This window comes from Microbulbifer jejuensis (assembly GCF_047289955.1).
In the GTDB taxonomy this organism is placed as follows: domain Bacteria; phylum Pseudomonadota; class Gammaproteobacteria; order Pseudomonadales; family Cellvibrionaceae; genus Microbulbifer.
Genome location: NZ_JBLBUB010000026.1, coordinates 24,858 through 40,147 on the forward strand (window position 1 = coordinate 24,858; position 15,290 = coordinate 40,147).

11 protein-coding genes are annotated in these 15,290 nt (G+C 55.1%); 4 read left to right on the top strand and 7 right to left on the bottom strand.

The genetic code is table 11. The annotated features are described in order from the left end of the window. Positions 1–21: 21 nt before the first annotated feature. The 4 genes from ACL7TT_RS15935 to ppsA all read right to left on the bottom strand — a co-directional run bounded on the left by ACL7TT_RS15935 (position 22) and on the right by ppsA (position 6,516). Entirely contained in the window at positions 22–2,256 is a 2,235-nt protein-coding gene (locus ACL7TT_RS15935) for an acyl-CoA dehydrogenase (RefSeq protein ID WP_413396870.1), read from the bottom strand. Between the two features lie 281 nt (positions 2,257–2,537). Further along, positions 2,538–3,017 carry a ribonuclease E activity regulator RraA gene (rraA, locus tag ACL7TT_RS15940; protein ID WP_413396872.1) on the bottom strand — a complete coding sequence of 160 codons (480 nt, stop codon included), beginning with the start codon at positions 3,015–3,017 and terminating at the stop codon, positions 2,538–2,540. A gap of 133 nt (positions 3,018–3,150) precedes the next feature. After that, on the bottom strand, positions 3,151–3,720 hold the full coding sequence (locus ACL7TT_RS15945; protein ID WP_413396873.1) for a L,D-transpeptidase: 570 nt from the start codon (positions 3,718–3,720) through the stop codon (positions 3,151–3,153). A gap of 432 nt (positions 3,721–4,152) precedes the next feature. Further along, positions 4,153–6,516: a phosphoenolpyruvate synthase gene (gene ppsA / locus ACL7TT_RS15950; protein ID WP_413396874.1), complete on the bottom strand. Its 2,364-nt coding sequence runs from the start codon at positions 6,514–6,516 to the stop codon at positions 4,153–4,155. Between the two features lie 205 nt (positions 6,517–6,721). On the opposite strand from ppsA, the gene ppsR reads away from it, so the two are divergent. The 3 genes from ppsR to ACL7TT_RS15965 all read left to right on the top strand — a co-directional run bounded on the left by ppsR (position 6,722) and on the right by ACL7TT_RS15965 (position 9,431). Further along, the gene (gene ppsR, locus ACL7TT_RS15955; protein WP_413396875.1) at positions 6,722–7,549 is read left to right on the top strand and encodes a posphoenolpyruvate synthetase regulatory kinase/phosphorylase PpsR; all 828 of its coding nucleotides are present in this window, start codon (positions 6,722–6,724) and stop codon (positions 7,547–7,549) included. Positions 7,550–7,622: 73 nt separating this feature from the next. Continuing rightward, positions 7,623–8,954 (top strand): aminodeoxychorismate synthase component I, encoded by a 1,332-nt coding sequence (gene pabB / locus ACL7TT_RS15960; RefSeq protein ID WP_413396876.1) that lies wholly within the window; start codon positions 7,623–7,625, stop codon positions 8,952–8,954. Positions 8,955–9,137: 183 nt separating this feature from the next. Then, complete coding sequence (locus ACL7TT_RS15965) at positions 9,138–9,431, top strand: hypothetical protein (RefSeq protein WP_413396877.1); 294 nt, start codon at positions 9,138–9,140, stop codon at positions 9,429–9,431. Between the two features lie 35 nt (positions 9,432–9,466). Here ACL7TT_RS15965 and cysB read toward each other — a convergent pair whose 3' ends face one another. From cysB to ACL7TT_RS15980, 3 genes are all read right to left on the bottom strand, one after another. After that, positions 9,467–10,438, bottom strand: a complete 972-nt coding sequence (gene cysB / locus ACL7TT_RS15970) for an HTH-type transcriptional regulator CysB (RefSeq protein WP_413396879.1) — start codon at positions 10,436–10,438, stop codon at positions 9,467–9,469. A gap of 209 nt (positions 10,439–10,647) precedes the next feature. After that, positions 10,648–11,550, bottom strand: a complete 903-nt coding sequence (locus tag ACL7TT_RS15975; RefSeq protein WP_413396937.1) for a 5'-nucleotidase — start codon at positions 11,548–11,550, stop codon at positions 10,648–10,650. Positions 11,551–12,292: 742 nt separating this feature from the next. After that, the gene (locus ACL7TT_RS15980; protein ID WP_413396881.1) at positions 12,293–13,582 is read right to left on the bottom strand and encodes an NAD(P)/FAD-dependent oxidoreductase; all 1,290 of its coding nucleotides are present in this window, start codon (positions 13,580–13,582) and stop codon (positions 12,293–12,295) included. A gap of 245 nt (positions 13,583–13,827) precedes the next feature. On the opposite strand from ACL7TT_RS15980, the gene ACL7TT_RS15985 reads away from it, so the two are divergent. Next, on the top strand, positions 13,828–15,162 hold the full coding sequence (locus ACL7TT_RS15985) for a glutamine synthetase family protein (protein WP_413396883.1): 1,335 nt from the start codon (positions 13,828–13,830) through the stop codon (positions 15,160–15,162). Positions 15,163–15,290: the final 128 nt, after the last annotated feature.

Consider the following 15,290-nt stretch of genomic DNA (forward strand, 5'->3'; position numbering starts at 1 on the left):
GATATCTATAACCGCACACCTTTAGCCCGAGCGGCCGATATGCTCCCCCAAGTGCTCAAAGTGATCAACCTGAATCGCACTATCCACCGCATCCGCGGCTTCCCGCAAGGCACTTGCTTCCCCATCGCTGATCAGGTTGCGCTGTAAACCTTCCTCTACCGATTCCCTGCTCAACACGCGTATCCCGCCTTTTTTCAGCTTGGCACGTGCGTGCTCTGTAGCGCAAACCTTAATGAAAGCCTGCTCGACAATATCAACTCCATCGCCGGGATTGCCGGGATAGACACCAGAGGTCAGCCTGTCCCGGGTTGTCGACGGGGCCAGCAGGAGTTCGGCGCAAGCGCGCGCCTGACGGTCCGAAGCCGTATGGACACTGTGGCCCCAGGGCATGACCAAAAACCGCATTAACTGCCCGAAGAATGGCCGCGGGAAATTCTGGAAAACCTCCAGCAAACTGACCTCAATTTTATGCAGGCCATCGCGCATGGCGAATTCCAGTAGGGGCAGGTCATCCTTGGGATTATCATCGTCATAAAAACGCTTCAGGGAACAGCTCAATAAATAGAGTTGACTGAGTACATCCCCGAGGCGGGAAGAGATCAACTCCTTTCTCTTCAGCTCCCCCCCCAGGGTCATCAGGGAGATTTCTGTAATCAGGGTAAGTACTGCAGAATACCGGTTCAGCTGTCGGTAGTACTTGGCCGCAACACCGACATCACGGGGGCTGCTGGCAAACAGGCCCACCGTCCAGCCGTGGAATACACCGCGAAACAGGGTTTTTATCTGGAACCAGAAGTGTTTTGGCAGAAGCGTATCAAGCTGGTCCAGCCCCTCGCCGGTATCGGGATTTTCTGCCGCGAGTATCTCATCCAGCAAATAAGGATGACAGCGTATGGCACCCTGACCGAATATCATCAAGCTGCGTGTCAGCAGATTGGCCCCTTCCACAGTAATCGCTACGGGGATAGCCCGGTAGACATTGCCAAGGTAATTGGAGGGTCCGTCCATAATGGCCTTGCCCGCATGGATATCCATGGCGTCGTTGATCGCCCGGCGCAATGCGGAGGTGGCATTGGCTTTCATAATTGCGGTAATGACCGCGGGCTTGCGGCCCTCATCCAAAGCCCGCGTTGTCGTCTTGTGGGCGCTATCCAGCACAAAGGCAATAGAGGCAATTTCTGCCAAGCGCCGTTGCACTCCCTCAAAGCGCCCCACGGGCACATTGAACTGCTCTCGCACGCGCGCATAGGCCCCGGTGGTCCGGGCAGCCATTTTCGCGCCCCCCATTGACAGCGAAGGAAGAGAGATGCCGCGCCCGGCGGCAAGCGCGCTCATCAACATTTCCCAGCCTTTGCCCACATTCTCCCTGCCGCCGATAATCCACTCCATAGGGATAAACACATCTTTGCCCCAGTTGGGGCCATTCTGAAAGGACTGCATGGCTGGCAGGTGGCGCTGACCGATGGTGATTCCCGGAGTATCGGTGGGGACCAGGGCAACGGTGATGCCAAGCGCTTCCTTGTCCCCAAGGATATGCTCGGGGTCATAGAGTTTAAAGGCCAGACCCAGTACCGTGGCAATGGGCCCCAGGGTGATATAGCGTTTGTGCCAGTTGACGCGCATACCGAGGACTTTCTCGCCCTCGTGCTCCCCGTAACAGACCTCACCCCGATCCACCATGGAGGCAGCGTCGGAGCCCGCCTGAGGGCTGGTGAGAGCGAAACAGGGGATATCGGTGCCATCGGCCAGGCGGGGAAGATAGTGATCCTTCTGCACCTGGGTCCCGTGGGAGAGCAGTAGCTCTCCAGGCCCGAGGGAGTTGGGCACCATGACGGTCACTCCCACGCAGGTGCTGCGGGTAGAGATTTTGGTGACTATTTCTGCATGTGCTGAAGGAGAAAAGCCAAGGCCACCGTATTTCTTGGGAATAATAATGCCGAAAAAGCGGTGTTTGCGCAGGAAGTCCCATACATGCTCGGGGATGTTGTAGTCCACGAAGCTGATTTGCCAATCGTTCACCATATGGCAGAGCTCTTCCACCGGGCCATCCAGAAAAGCCCGCTCTTCTGCATTCAATTCCGGGGGCCCCATGTCCAGCAGTTGATTCCAGTCCGGTTTTCCCGATAGCAACTGGGCGTCCCACCAGACTTCCCCGGCTTCCATCGCCTCGCGCTCAGTGGCGGAAATCGAGGGGAGAACCCGCTTGATGGTTTTCAAAAGCGGTGCCGTAAAAAACTTCTTGCGCAATTCGCCCATATTTACCTTCCATGGTGGTCGCGACAGCGAAATACCCTGCCATTTCCCCGGGTCATTGAGTGGTATCACAGGACAATGATAGGTGACGATTTCTTCTACAGTTTGACCGCCGGAGGGAATGAGCGACTGGACCGGGTTGGCGCTACACAGGCGGTATTACGGGCGGGGAAAGGCATTCCTGCGGCAGAAACCGCCTGCCGTGCTCTCCACCATAGAGGATCAGGCTCAGCCCGGAATGACAGCCTAGCCTGAGGCCAGTGGGGGGGGATCACAGCGAAGGTTCAGAGCAGCGACTGTGTGGCGACAATAATGCCATTATTGTCCGCGTAGAGATAATGGCCTGGATAGAAAGTCACACTGCCAAATGCCACTGTGATCTCTCTCTCACCAACGCCCTTCTTTTCCGTTTTCATGGGGTGGCTGCCCAAAGCCTGCACCCCCAGATCCAGCGCCGATATTTCGTCCACATCGCGGATACACCCAAACACTACAATGCCTTCCCAGGCGTTGCCCACCGCCTGCGCAGCGAGTCTATCCCCCAGGCAGGCGCAGCGCATGGAACCACCGGCATCCACCACCAGTACTTTTCCCTGACCCGGCTCCGCCACCAGATCGCGCACCAGGGAGTTATCCTCAAAGCATTTGATGGTAACGATTTGTCCACCGAAGCGCTCGCGACCACCATAATTAACAAAAAAAGGCTCAACCACCTGCACATCTTCCCTGTGCGCATCGCACAGATCGGGCGTCGAAACTGACATATGGTATCTCGTTATCATCAGATGAAAAATAATAGTAACCTTAACTGGGACAACAGTAGCAGCGATGTCAACAAATACCGGGCATCACCTCTTTGGATAATGCCCGGTCAAACCTTCGCTGTCGCAAATCTTGTCAGCGGGTGACACGAACCGGTGTGCCGACACGCACATGCCGGTAAAACTTTCTCGCCATATGCGGCGGCATACGCACGCAACCATGCGATGCTGGATAATTGGGCACATGGCTGGATGCGTGCATGCCGATACCACCATTAAAACGAATATAGTTATTCATTCTGGCACCGCGATAAACGGCTCCGGCGGGGCGGCGATGCCTGCGGGTATTCACATTGGATCTCACCACTCTTCCGGTGCGCTTACTGACAAAGCTCCCATAAATGGTCGAGCGATGATACGGATGTTTTGAAAGTACGCGGAAATACCCAGGGCGGGTACCGTAGCCACGCTTGCCGGAAGAGACCTTGGAAACCCCTACCAGCCTGCCACCTTTGTACAAATAGGCGCGCTGCTCGCTCAAATCAATTTTAATTGAGGGACCGCCGCCTCTGGCTGCGGCCCGGTCATCGAACCAGTTGACACCCCGGGGTTTCGCCATTGCCGGGGGGACCGCCAAAAATACCATCAGGCACAACACTATAAAGATGTGTAGTATGGGGATTTGTAACTGTCTACTTGTGTGCATGGCTCACCTCACCAACTCTCTCCGCTTTGATCCAGCGGGTGGACAGTCGAAAAGTCCAACCAAAACCGCTTGAAGTTCATCGGCGGCGGAGTCCTCTCTTTGCGATGACTCAGCTTCAGAGCAAAATGCGCAAACTCTTTTCCAAATTACGCACAGGCCCAAGACCCTTTTGATTCTATTGAGGCCGCCGCAGACAGTTAGAATGAATTCTTCTCTAGGCAGGCGGTGATAGTGGAATGGATTTTTTCGGTAGTGTGCGATGGCAAATTCGCACACAAAAAATGCAGGAAAAATTCTGGTAATTTCAGCGCAAACTGCAACAACCTTCTAAATTATCAACAGAAAAGATCATTATTTTGTGAAAAAAACTGCTGGGAAAATACGGTTCTCAGAACGAAAAAGCGGCCCAAAATAGCCGCACAAAAAGAAACTTTAATCTTTTTTATTGGCTAAATATAGCCAGGTGTCCACAGCGGTATCGGGGTTCAGGGAAATACTGTCTATCCCTTCGTCCACCAGCCAGCGTGCGAAGTCTTTGTGATCGGACGGACCTTGCCCGCAAATTCCCACATATTTCCCGGCTTTCTTACAAACCTGTATGGCGCGGGACAACAATACCTTGACCGCGGGGTTGCGTTCATCGAACAGGTCCGCCACCAGGCCGGAATCCCGATCAATCCCCAATGTCAACTGGGTTAGATCATTGGAACCGATGGAGAAACCATCAAAGTGCTGTAGGAACTCCTCCGCCAACAGGGCATTGGAGGGCAATTCGCACATCATCATCACTCGCAGACCACCTTCGCCACGGCGCAGGCCATTCTCCGCGAGCAGGCCGATGACCTCCTTTGCCTCCTCGGGCGTACGCACGAAAGGTACCATGATTTCCACATTGGTCAGGCCCATTTCGTCACGGACTTTTTTCAAAGCACGACACTCCAGGGCAAAGCACTGGCAGAAGTCCTTGGAGCGATAGCGCGCAGCACCGCGAAAGCCCAGCATCGGGTTTTCTTCGCTGGGTTCATACAGCTGTCCTCCCACCAGGTGGGCGTATTCATTGGATTTGAAGTCCGACAGACGCACGATCACGCGGTTGGGTGCAAAGGCAGCAGCCAGAGTGGCAATCCCTTCCACCAGTTTCTCCACGATAAAGTCCTTCGGGGATGGGTAGCCACCGATGCGCTCACGGATTTTTATTTGCAGATCCTGCGGCAGGCTGTCCAGCTCCAGCAGCGCTTTCGGATGAATACCGATCATACGGTTCAGAATAAACTCAAGGCGCGCCAGACCGACACCCCGGTTGGGTACGCGACTGAAGGCAAAGGCACGGTCCGGATTGCCCACGTTAAGCATAATTTTAAAGGGCAACTTGGGCATATCCCTGACTTCGGCCTCTTCACGCTCAAAGTCCAACTCGCCGGACATGACAAAGCCGGTATCCCCCTCAGCACAAGACACAGTGACCGGAGTGCCGTTTTCCAGGATCTCAGTGGCATTGCGGCAGCCCACCACCGCTGGAATACCCAGCTCCCGCGCCAGAATCGCCGCGTGGCAGGTGCGGCCACCGCGATTGGTCACGATGGCACCCGCCTTTTTCAGTATCGGTTCCCAGTCCGGATCGGTCATATCGGTCACTAGGACTTCACCGTCCTGCATCTCCGCCATCCCCTTGGCAGAATTGAGTTTGCGCACGCGCCCGGTACCAATACGCTGGCCGATGGCACGGCCTTCGCACAGCACTTCACCGCGCTCTTGCAGGCTGTAGCGCTCAATGCTGGTGCCCTGGTCGCGGGAGCGCACTGTTTCCGGACGCGCCTGAAGGATAAACAGCTTGCCGCTATCCCCGTCTTTGGCCCACTCAATATCCATCGGGCGACCATAGTGCTGCTCAATCTTGCGGGCCTGCAGCGCCAGGCTGGTCAGCTCCTCATCATTGAGGGAGAAACGCTGGCAATCCTCTTGTGCCACCTGAACCGTCTGCACCGAATGGCCGAACTCACCACACTCGCCATAGACCATTTTGATCGCCTTGCTACCCCGTTTGCGGCGCAAAATCGCCGGACGACCCGCATCCAATGCGGGCTTATAGAGATAGAATTCATCGGGGTTTACCGCACCCTGTACCACAGTTTCCCCCAGGCCAAATGCCGCGGTAATAAAGATTACATCGCGGAAACCACTCTCGGTATCCAGGGTAAACATAACGCCAGCGGCGCCGGTTTCACTGCGCACCATATGCTGGATACCTGCACAAAGCGCCACCCCCACATTCCCATATCCGGTGTGCTCCCGATAGGCGATGGCGCGGTCGTTATACAGGGAGGCAAATACCCCTTTCACCGCCTGCAGCACCGACTCGACACCGCGGATATTCAGGAATGATTCCTGCTGACCGGCAAAAGAGGCGTCCGGCAGATCCTCCGCAGTGGCCGAAGAGCGCACCGCAACGGCGGTCTCGCCACCGCCAAGACCCTCATAACCAGCGCGGATTTCCTTCTCCAGTTGCGCGGGGAGCGGCGTTTGCAAAATCCAGTTACGGATCTCCTCACCAACCCGTGCAAGGGCAGTGACATCGCTGACATCCAGCCCCTTCAGGCGCTCGGCAATACGCTGCGCCAACTGCCCCTCGGCAAGGAAAGTCCGGTAGGCTTCCGCGCTGGTGGCAAAGCCCCCCGGTACACTGACACCGGCATCGGTGAGCGACGCAATCATCTCACCGAGTGATGCGTTTTTGCCGCCGACCTTGTCGACATCATCCATACCCAGTTTTGCAAAGTCGATGGTGAAGTTCGTCAAGTGAAGGCCCTCTAAAATCCGATGTCTGTGGCGGCTGATTATAAGGATGCGGCTTGTAAAAAATAGCCCGGAAACAGCAGCGGGCTTGTTGTAAATTTTCTACAAAACTATGTGCAACCTGAAAATAAAAGCCCCTTGGCAGCACACCTCTTATTATACTAACGCCCCTGTACCTGAGTTCCCCCGCAACAACCAGAGAAGAGATGTGGCAAAAGACAAGCGCACCGCCTTTTTTATTTCCGATGGAACCGGGCTCACTGTGGAGGCCATTGGCCACAGCCTGCTGGCACAGTTTCAGGACCAGCATCTCGAGCAGGTCACGCTGCCCTATATCGACTCCGCCGGTAAGGTGCAGCAGGCTCTTCAGCGCATAGAAATGGCCGCCAGGGAGTCGGGTTTACAGCCCATCATCATCACCAGCATCGTATCCGACCAGATTCGCCAACAGCTGCACCAGAGCCCGGCCCTGATGCTGGATATTTTCGAAAACTATCTGACGCCTCTTGCCAGTCTATTCAACCGGGACCCCGCCCAGACGGTCAACGTCTCGCGCGGAATCGCCGACAATCACCGCTACAACGACCGCATCGACGCGGTGCACTTTGCCATGGACAACGACGACGGGCGCCGCATCAGTGGATTCGAGCAGGCGGATGTGGTACTCCTCGGTGTCTCCCGCACCGGCAAGACCCCCACCTGCCTATATCTGGCCCTGCAATTCGGCCTGCGTGCGGCCAACTACCCAATTACCGAAGAGGATATGGATTCCACCAATCTACCGAGAATACTACTCCCCTACCGCCACAAACTATTCGGACTGACCATTGATCCGACCCGGCTGATGCAGATTAGGCAGGAAAGACGCGCCAATAGCCGCTACGCTTCTAAGGAACAGTGTGATTTTGAGGTGCGCCAGGTTGAACAGATGCTGAAGCGGGCCCAAGTGCCCTTCCTCGATGCCACACAACTCTCGGTGGAAGAACTTGCCACCCGCCTCATGTCTCAGGCCGGCATTGAGCGAAGAATTGACTAAAGTGTCGCCCGGCCTTTTCTAGCCGCCGCAAACTGTGTAGTGTGCGCCGTCTGACGGAAGGCCGTGTTGTAAAATGAAAATTGTCTCCCTGCCCTACTCGCTTAACTCAGCAGCCGCTTTCGCCGCAGTGGCCGATCTGCCGGCACCGGTCTGGCTCGACAGTGGCCGGCCACTCAGCTGCGGCGGTCGCTTTGATATTATCAGCGCCGACCCACTGAACACCCTGGTACTGAGTGCCGACAGCCCGAGGCCATTTACCCAGGTGGATGACCTGATACGCGAACTCTGCCCACAGGACAGAAGCTCGCAACTGCCGTTTTGTGGCGGAGCCATCGGCTACGCCGGCTATGAACTGGGGGTGGAGGGCAACTATCTGCCGGCAGATCCCCGCCCAACCGACCTGCCCGCAGGCTTTTTCGGGCTTTACTGTTGGGCTTTTATCGCGGATCATCAGTTGGGCAGCAGCCATCTGATATTCCACCCCGCCTGTCCACCCCGGCAAGTGCGAGAGTTGATCGGCCGATTTGAGTCCGTACAGTGGCAAAAGCCCCCGGCGCCCGGCGAATTCCGCCTGCTGGAACCCTTCGAACACGAACTCAGCGCCGCGGATTACCACGCGCGCATCGAACGGATTCTGGCGTACATCGCTGCCGGCGACGTGTATCAGGCGAATTTTACCCAACGTTTCTGCGCACCCTACGAGGGCGATCTCTTCAGCGCTTACCTCGCCCTGCGCAAGCGGGCTGCAGGGCCTTTTTCAGCCTATATGGCGCTGCCCCAGGGCAGCCTGCTAAGCATGTCACCGGAACGCTTCATTCGCGCCGATGGCTGCAACCTGCGCAGCGAACCCATCAAAGGCACTGCCGCCAGGGCGACCGATGCGCCCCGGGATCAGCAGTCGGCCTCAGCCCTACAGAAGAGCCCGAAGGACCGCGCTGAGAACCTGATGATTGTGGACTTGCTGCGCAACGATTTCAGCAAGCGGTGCCGTAGTGGCAGCGTGCGCGTACCCGAGCTGTTTCAGCTGGCCAGCTTCGCCAATGTGCACCACTTGGTCAGTGTTGTTACCGGAGAAATGCCTGAAGACACCGCTTACAGCGAGCTGCTGTCCGCCTGTTTTCCCGGTGGTTCCATCACCGGGGCGCCGAAGCGGCGCTCCATGGAAGTGATCCGCGAACTGGAGTCAAGTCCGAGGGGTATCTACTGCGGCAGTATCGGCTATATCAGCAGCTGTGGTCGTGCCGACACCAACATTGCCATCCGCACCTTTAGCGCCAGCAAAGGCCGTATGACCTGCGCGGCAGGCGGCGGTATTGTTGCTGACTCCGAGCCGCCAGCTGAACACCGGGAGTGCCTCGCCAAGGTGCACCTGCTGCTGGAGACCACTGAGCAGTTTCTCTGCTGACACAGCGGGACCGCTTCGCGGCCAGGGCCTGCCTCTCCTTTGGACGACCCGCTTTTTTGGGATGCCGTCACAGCGTTTGGTTATAAAAATATCAGGGATTGATATTTCATTGTTATTAAGCATGCTGATAAATTCCACTCCAATAGTGCCCTTTGGCCTTGAACCCGCATCAGGGAATTTATCGTGAAAATCACACTGGTCAAAAAAGTGCTCGCCGACGGCTCTCTCTGCAAAAAATGCCGCGACGTGCAGGCACGGCTGGAAGAAAAAGGGCAGCTCAGCCGGATTGGCCGGACGCTGATCGCAGATGTACGCGACCCTCAAAGTGCCGGCATTAAAATCGCCCGGCAGTACAAAGTGGAGCGCGCCCCCTTCTTTATCGTGGAGCGGGAAGGTCGAGAGGCAGAAATCTATACCATTTACGCCAAGTTTGCCAAAGAGGTTTTGCAGCCAGCGGGCCAGGTCGAGTCCTGCTAGATTCCACTCTTTTCACCCCCCGATGGCGCTCCCACTCAATAGACCGGCAGTTCCAGGTTCGAAAAAAGGGCGTCCACCTCTGCGCGGGAAGTGGCGTGCGCGGCCTGCTCTACCAGCTCGCGGGTGAGATGCGGGGCAAACTGCTGAATAAAATCAAACATAAAGCCACGCAGGAAAATCCCCTTGCGAAAACCGATTTTCGTCACACTGGGCTCGAAAAGCCTGCTCGCATCCAACGCCACCAGATCCTCATCCTCACCGTCCACGGCCATATCCGCGACAATGCCTATACCCAGGCCAAGACGTACATAGGTCTTGATGACATCCGCATCTGCAGCGGTGAAAACCACTTTCGGGGACAACCCTTTTTCCATAAAGGCCTCATCCAATTTGGAGCGACCGGTAAAGCCAAAGACATAGGTCACAATGGGGTATTTGGCGACATCATCCAGTTCCAACTGGTCAACCTGGCACAGAGGGTGCCCCTTGGGCACCAGCACACAGCGATTCCAGCGGTATACCGGCATCATGACCAGGTCACTGAACAATTCCAGCGCTTCGGTAGCAATGGCAAAATCTGCCGTGCCGTCCGCGGCCATCTCTGAGATTTGCATCGGCGTACCCTGGTGCATGTGCAGTGACACCTCCGGATAGCGGGAGATAAACAACTTGATCACCGGTGGCAGTGCGTAACGGGCCTGGGTGTGGGTGGTGGCAACGGCAAGGTTGCCTTTTTTGTCGTTGTTGAACTCCTGGGCAACCTGCTTGATATTCTCCACCTTGCGCATAATCTCGCCGGCAGTCTTGAGGATGGCTTCACCGGCGGGTGTCACCCGCGTGAGGTGCTTGCCGCTGCGGGCGAATATTTCTACGCCAAGTTCATCTTCAAGTAAGCGGATTTGCTTACTGATCCCCGGTTGGGACGTGTAGAGGCTCTGCGCTGTAGCAGAAACATTAAGCTCATGATGCGCCACTTCCCAGATATATCGCAACTGCTGCAGCTTCATAGGTCCTCCCTGAGTGATCAATCACCCCGCCCCTAGGCGAGCGCCACGTTGACAGATAAATTGTTTGTTATAAAGAACATCAAAAATTATGCGCAAAAAGAATAGCAGTGAAACCCACCCCAGACCAACTGACGGATGAATATCCAGTGTAGAGGGGCGGGTGTCAATCGGATTTGGGAAATCCGTACCATTCTGTGGGGCTGCTGCGCTCAGGTTTCGATATTGGCAATGCCATGGGGGACATGGCCTGTAGCCACATGCTCAGCGGCTGAAGCACAATGGGCGGGCTGGTCGTCAAAAAAGACATCAGCGCCAAAAGCGCGCAGAAACGCGCCCTTGGGTAGCCCTCCTAGAAATACGGACTCATCCACACGTATGTCCCAGGCTCGCAGTGTGCGGATTACCCGCTCGTGCGCCGGTGCTGACCTCGCCGTGACGAGCGCGGTGCGGAGAGGGCAGGCATCGGGCTCGAACTCCGCCTGCAGTTTGTGCAATGCTTCCAGAAACCCTTTGAAGGGGCCGCCACCCAGCGGTTTCTGTGCCGAAGCACGCTCCACCTCGGTGAAAGCGGCAAGCCCGTCGCGCTTGTAAACCTGCTCCGCTTCGTCAGAGAAAATGACCGCATCACCGTCAAAAGCAAACCGTAACACGTCTTCCTGCTGTTCATGGCCGCCGCCAGCCACCAGGGTGGCCGCAGCCACACCCTGCTCCAGAGCGCGCCTGACATCCAGCCCATCCGCAGACAGAAACAAATCACAGCCGAAAGGGCCAATATAGCGGTAGGGACTCTCGCCATTACAAAAAGCTGCGCGGGTAATGTCCAGTCCATAGTGTTCAATAGAGTTAAAAATACGCAGGCCGGTATCGGCACTGTTGCGCGAAAGCAGAATCACTTCCACACGAGGCTCGCCGCCTAGCAGCTTATTGATCTTGAGGAATTTCTGCACCAGTGGAAAAGCGTCGCCCTTTTCCAGGATGTCATTCTCTCGCTCAACCTGGTACCTGGAAAACGCATTCAATCCCTGCTCTTCAAACACCCGGTGGCTGTCGTTGAGGTTGAACAATGCCCGGGAAGAGATTGCAATGACCAGCTTGTCCGGCAGGGTGCTCATCTGTGCGCCCTCACAACAGAAGGCGCCTCGGACCAGCGGCACATCGTCGCTGCCACTGGCGACAGCCCACAATGCACCAGGCACCCGATCAACTGGGGGGCCGCCAACCTGCCATAGGCACAGAAGTTGGGTCCACCATACGCCAAAGGTCGCCGGGCAATAGAGAAATTCCGCCGGATTTCTCCGCGTGTGCGGGCCCACCCAGGCCCACACCGGGATATATACTGACTTTTGCGCTTTCGCCCGTTGATGTTGGACAAGATCGGTCCTCCGGTAATGGCTGAGGGTACTTTATCATCAAACTGCCCTCCCCTCTCATCGTGAGGGCGCGTACACAGCAGAGCGGGGGATTGACAATCGAGGCCAGCCTGCACCGAAATTTCAGCCTTGGGCTGGCTCTGTCAGGCTGCGGCATCCAAGACTAACTTTGATGCTGTTTGCCAATCCAAAATACGGTGTAGCAATGGTCATATATTGGCATGATAGAGGCAGTCTCACCGGTCAATGTGCCACATTAAAGTGTTCACCGTCACTGACTTCGAGCTGCGTGGGGTAGGCCCTAATATCCAAATAACCCTGCAAAGCCTGTTGGTATTTCAAAGATAAACGGCCTAACAGGTTGCTGAAAATTGTTTTTTCAACAGCCTACTAAAGGTTATGAAAGACCGCTTTGGCTTATTGGGCAACCTATTCGTATAAGCACCCGACTCCAAGCCCCATGGCACCCGAAAGCCCCTGGGGATCAACGGCCGAATCGATCCAGCAGGCTGTGATAGAGCATTCCCAGCACCAGGCAAGGCCAGCGCAGCAGCGTTCCCCCCGGAAAACTGTGCGCAGGTAATCCCGCTAGAACATCAAAGCGCTCTTCTGTACCGGCGATCACTTCCGCAAGCAGTTTTCCGGCAAAAGTCGCCGTGGGGACACCATGGCCTGAATAGCCCTGACTGTAAAAAACATTTGGCCCTAGCCTGCCTAAATTGGGTAAACGGTTCAGGGTGATGGCGAGGGTACCTCCCCAGGCGTAGTCAATCCGTATATTGGCTAACTGGGGATAGACGCGCAGCATATACTTGCGTACAAAGCCAGAAATATCCTTGGGAAACTGAGTAGTGTAGTTTTCCCCCCCGCCAAAAATCAGGCGGTTATCACCAGATAATTTCCAGTAATTGATAACAAAGAGCGTGTCCTGCACAGCGTAATCATTGGTGATCAACGCTTTGCCCAATGACACCGGTAGTGGCTCTGTGGCAAGTATAAAATTATTTATCGGCATTATCCTGCCGGCCAGGCGCGGCTCAAGTTTGCCGAGATAGCCATTGCAGGCCAGCACAATATTGCGCGCTCTAACCCGCCCATTTACCGTTTCTACTTCGCAGGGGCTCCCGCCCCGATAACGCAATACCCGACTGTGCTCATAGAGGTCAACACCGTTAGCAGCACAGGCCCGTGCCAAGCCCAGGGCATAATTCAGGGGGTGGAGGTGCAAAGAGCCACAATCCAGCTGTCCACCCAAATAGCGCTTAGACCCAATAAGATCGCGAACTTCCTGCGCATTCGCATAGCGAATTCGAGTGTAACCGTAACGCTCCTGCAACAAATCCACGTCGCTGCGCAGGTGATTGTCATGGCTGGGCTTGGCCGCTAGGTGCATAATACCGCGCTTCAGGTCACAGCGGATACTGTGCTTTTTGATCAGGTGTTCAACCAACTGTACCGCCTCGACACTGAATTGCCACAATGTGTTTGCCATAGCCTTGCCGAGCATTTTCTCCAGGTCAGCCTGGCTTCGGCGCTGACCCACACCGACATGGCCGCCATTGCGGCCTGAAGCCCCCCAGCCGACCTGCTGCGCCTCCACAACTGCAACCTTGAAGCCCCGCTCGGCCAGGTGCAACGCTGTGGAAAGCCCGGTGTACCCGGCGCCAACCACACAGATATCCACAGAAACAGCACCTATCAAATGGGGAAAAGACGGTGCGACATTTGCGCTTGCCGCATAGTAGGAATCTGTATGCCCCTGTAGATTTTTCATTCTCTGCCGAACTTTAAAAAGTACCAACGCGCCTTTTCATGCCAAAATCGAATCATTAGCCAAACAATATTGAATGGTGATGCGTATTTTTACCTTCATCAAAATACGCCTGTCGCCCTATACTGCTGGTGACAACCGCCGCCGCATTTACGCTTGGGCAACCTGCGAGGCAGCACCCACAGACCGGGACCCCAAAGTATACTAAAGCAATACCGCAGGTCGGAGCATGAGCTCAAAGGAACTCCATGAACAAAATCAAGCGTTGGCTCGCCGAGCATAAAATTGTCGAAGTGGAGTGCCTGGTACCGGACATGTCGGGCAATGCCAGAGGTAAATTCACTCCCACAGACAAGTTCCTGACCCAGGACAGCCGCCTACCGGAAAGTATTCTGGTGCAAACCGTCACCGGTGGCTCCGTGGATGAGCACAATACACTGGTGGACCCGGCGGATAGCGATATGCTGTTGGTACCCGATCCCCATTCCGTCCGCCTTAACCCCTGGGCCAACGACCCTACTGCACAAATTATACATGACTGCTATACGCGTGATGGTCGACCGCATCCCATCAGCACGCGCAATATTCTCAAATTTATTTTAGAAAAATATCTGGCAAAGGACTGGAAACCGGTCGTGGCGCCGGAAGTGGAATTTTATCTGGTTAAGCGCAACCTGAACCCGGATGAAAAGCTGTCCGCCCCCGTTGGTCGCTCCGGACGCACTGAAAAAAACCGGCAGCCCTATAGCATTGATGCGGCGAATGAATATGAACCCATCATTGAGGATATGTACGTTTTCTGTGAAGCACAGGGTTTGGATGTGGACACACTGATCCACGAATCGGGTACCGCGCAGATGGAAATCAACTTCCTGCATGGTGACCCGCTAAAAATTGCCGACCAGGTTTTCACTTTTAAGCGCACCGTGCGTGAGACCGCTCTACGCCATGGCATTTACGCAACCTTTATGGCAAAACCCATGGAGGACGAACCCGGCAGCGCACTACACCTCCATCAAAGTGTTGTTAGCGTAAAAACCGGGGAGAATATTTTTGTCGATAATCTCGAAAAAGAAAATGATACTTTCCTGCATTTTATTGGCGGCATGCAAAAATATATCCCTGGATTTATCAGCTTTTTTGCCCCCAACGTCAATTCCTACCGACGCTTTATTCCGGAAATGGCAGCTCCGATCAGTTTACACTGGGGATATGACAACCGCACCACGGGCCTTCGTGTACCCGATAGCACACCACAAGGAAAAAGACTGGAAAATCGCTTCCCCGGTGCCGACTGCAATCCCTATCTCGCAATTGCGGCATCCCTTGCCTGCGGCTATCTGGGCATGATCAATAAAGTGGCACCAAGTGCACCGTATCAGGGCGACTGCTCAAGAGAGCCCATCACTCTCCCCCGCACACAAGAACACGCACTCAACCTCTTGTTGGAATGCAAGGAAGCCGCTGAAATTTTTGGCAGCAAGTTCGTAAAAGCATGGAGTGCCATTAAGCGCGACGAATATGAAGAATTCAATAGGGTTATCAGTTCCTGGGAGAGGGAGTTCCTCCTTCTTAACGTGTAAACGTCCCTAACGAATCATCTCGAACTTTTCTGAAAATAATTAATTAACTGGCGTACCGTTTAAACAATATCCGCCCCCACTCAACCAATAAATTACCCGGCAGGATATTAACTCCTGATTTGTGACTA

Coding starts and splice junctions, on each gene's coding strand:
- ACL7TT_RS15935 (WP_413396870.1), bottom strand. CDS start 2,256: ATGGGCGAATTGCGCAAGAAGTTTTTTACGGCACCGCTTTTGAAAACC.
- rraA (WP_413396872.1), bottom strand. CDS start 3,017: ATGTCAGTTTCGACGCCCGATCTGTGCGATGCGCACAGGGAAGATGTG.
- ACL7TT_RS15945 (WP_413396873.1), bottom strand. CDS start 3,720: ATGCACACAAGTAGACAGTTACAAATCCCCATACTACACATCTTTATA.
- pabB (WP_413396876.1), top strand. CDS start 7,623: ATGAAAATTGTCTCCCTGCCCTACTCGCTTAACTCAGCAGCCGCTTTC.
- cysB (WP_413396879.1), bottom strand. CDS start 10,438: ATGAAGCTGCAGCAGTTGCGATATATCTGGGAAGTGGCGCATCATGAG.
- ACL7TT_RS15975 (WP_413396937.1), bottom strand. CDS start 11,550: ATGAGCACCCTGCCGGACAAGCTGGTCATTGCAATCTCTTCCCGGGCA.
- ACL7TT_RS15980 (WP_413396881.1), bottom strand. CDS start 13,582: ATGAAAAATCTACAGGGGCATACAGATTCCTACTATGCGGCAAGCGCA.
- ACL7TT_RS15985 (WP_413396883.1), top strand. CDS start 13,828: ATGAACAAAATCAAGCGTTGGCTCGCCGAGCATAAAATTGTCGAAGTG.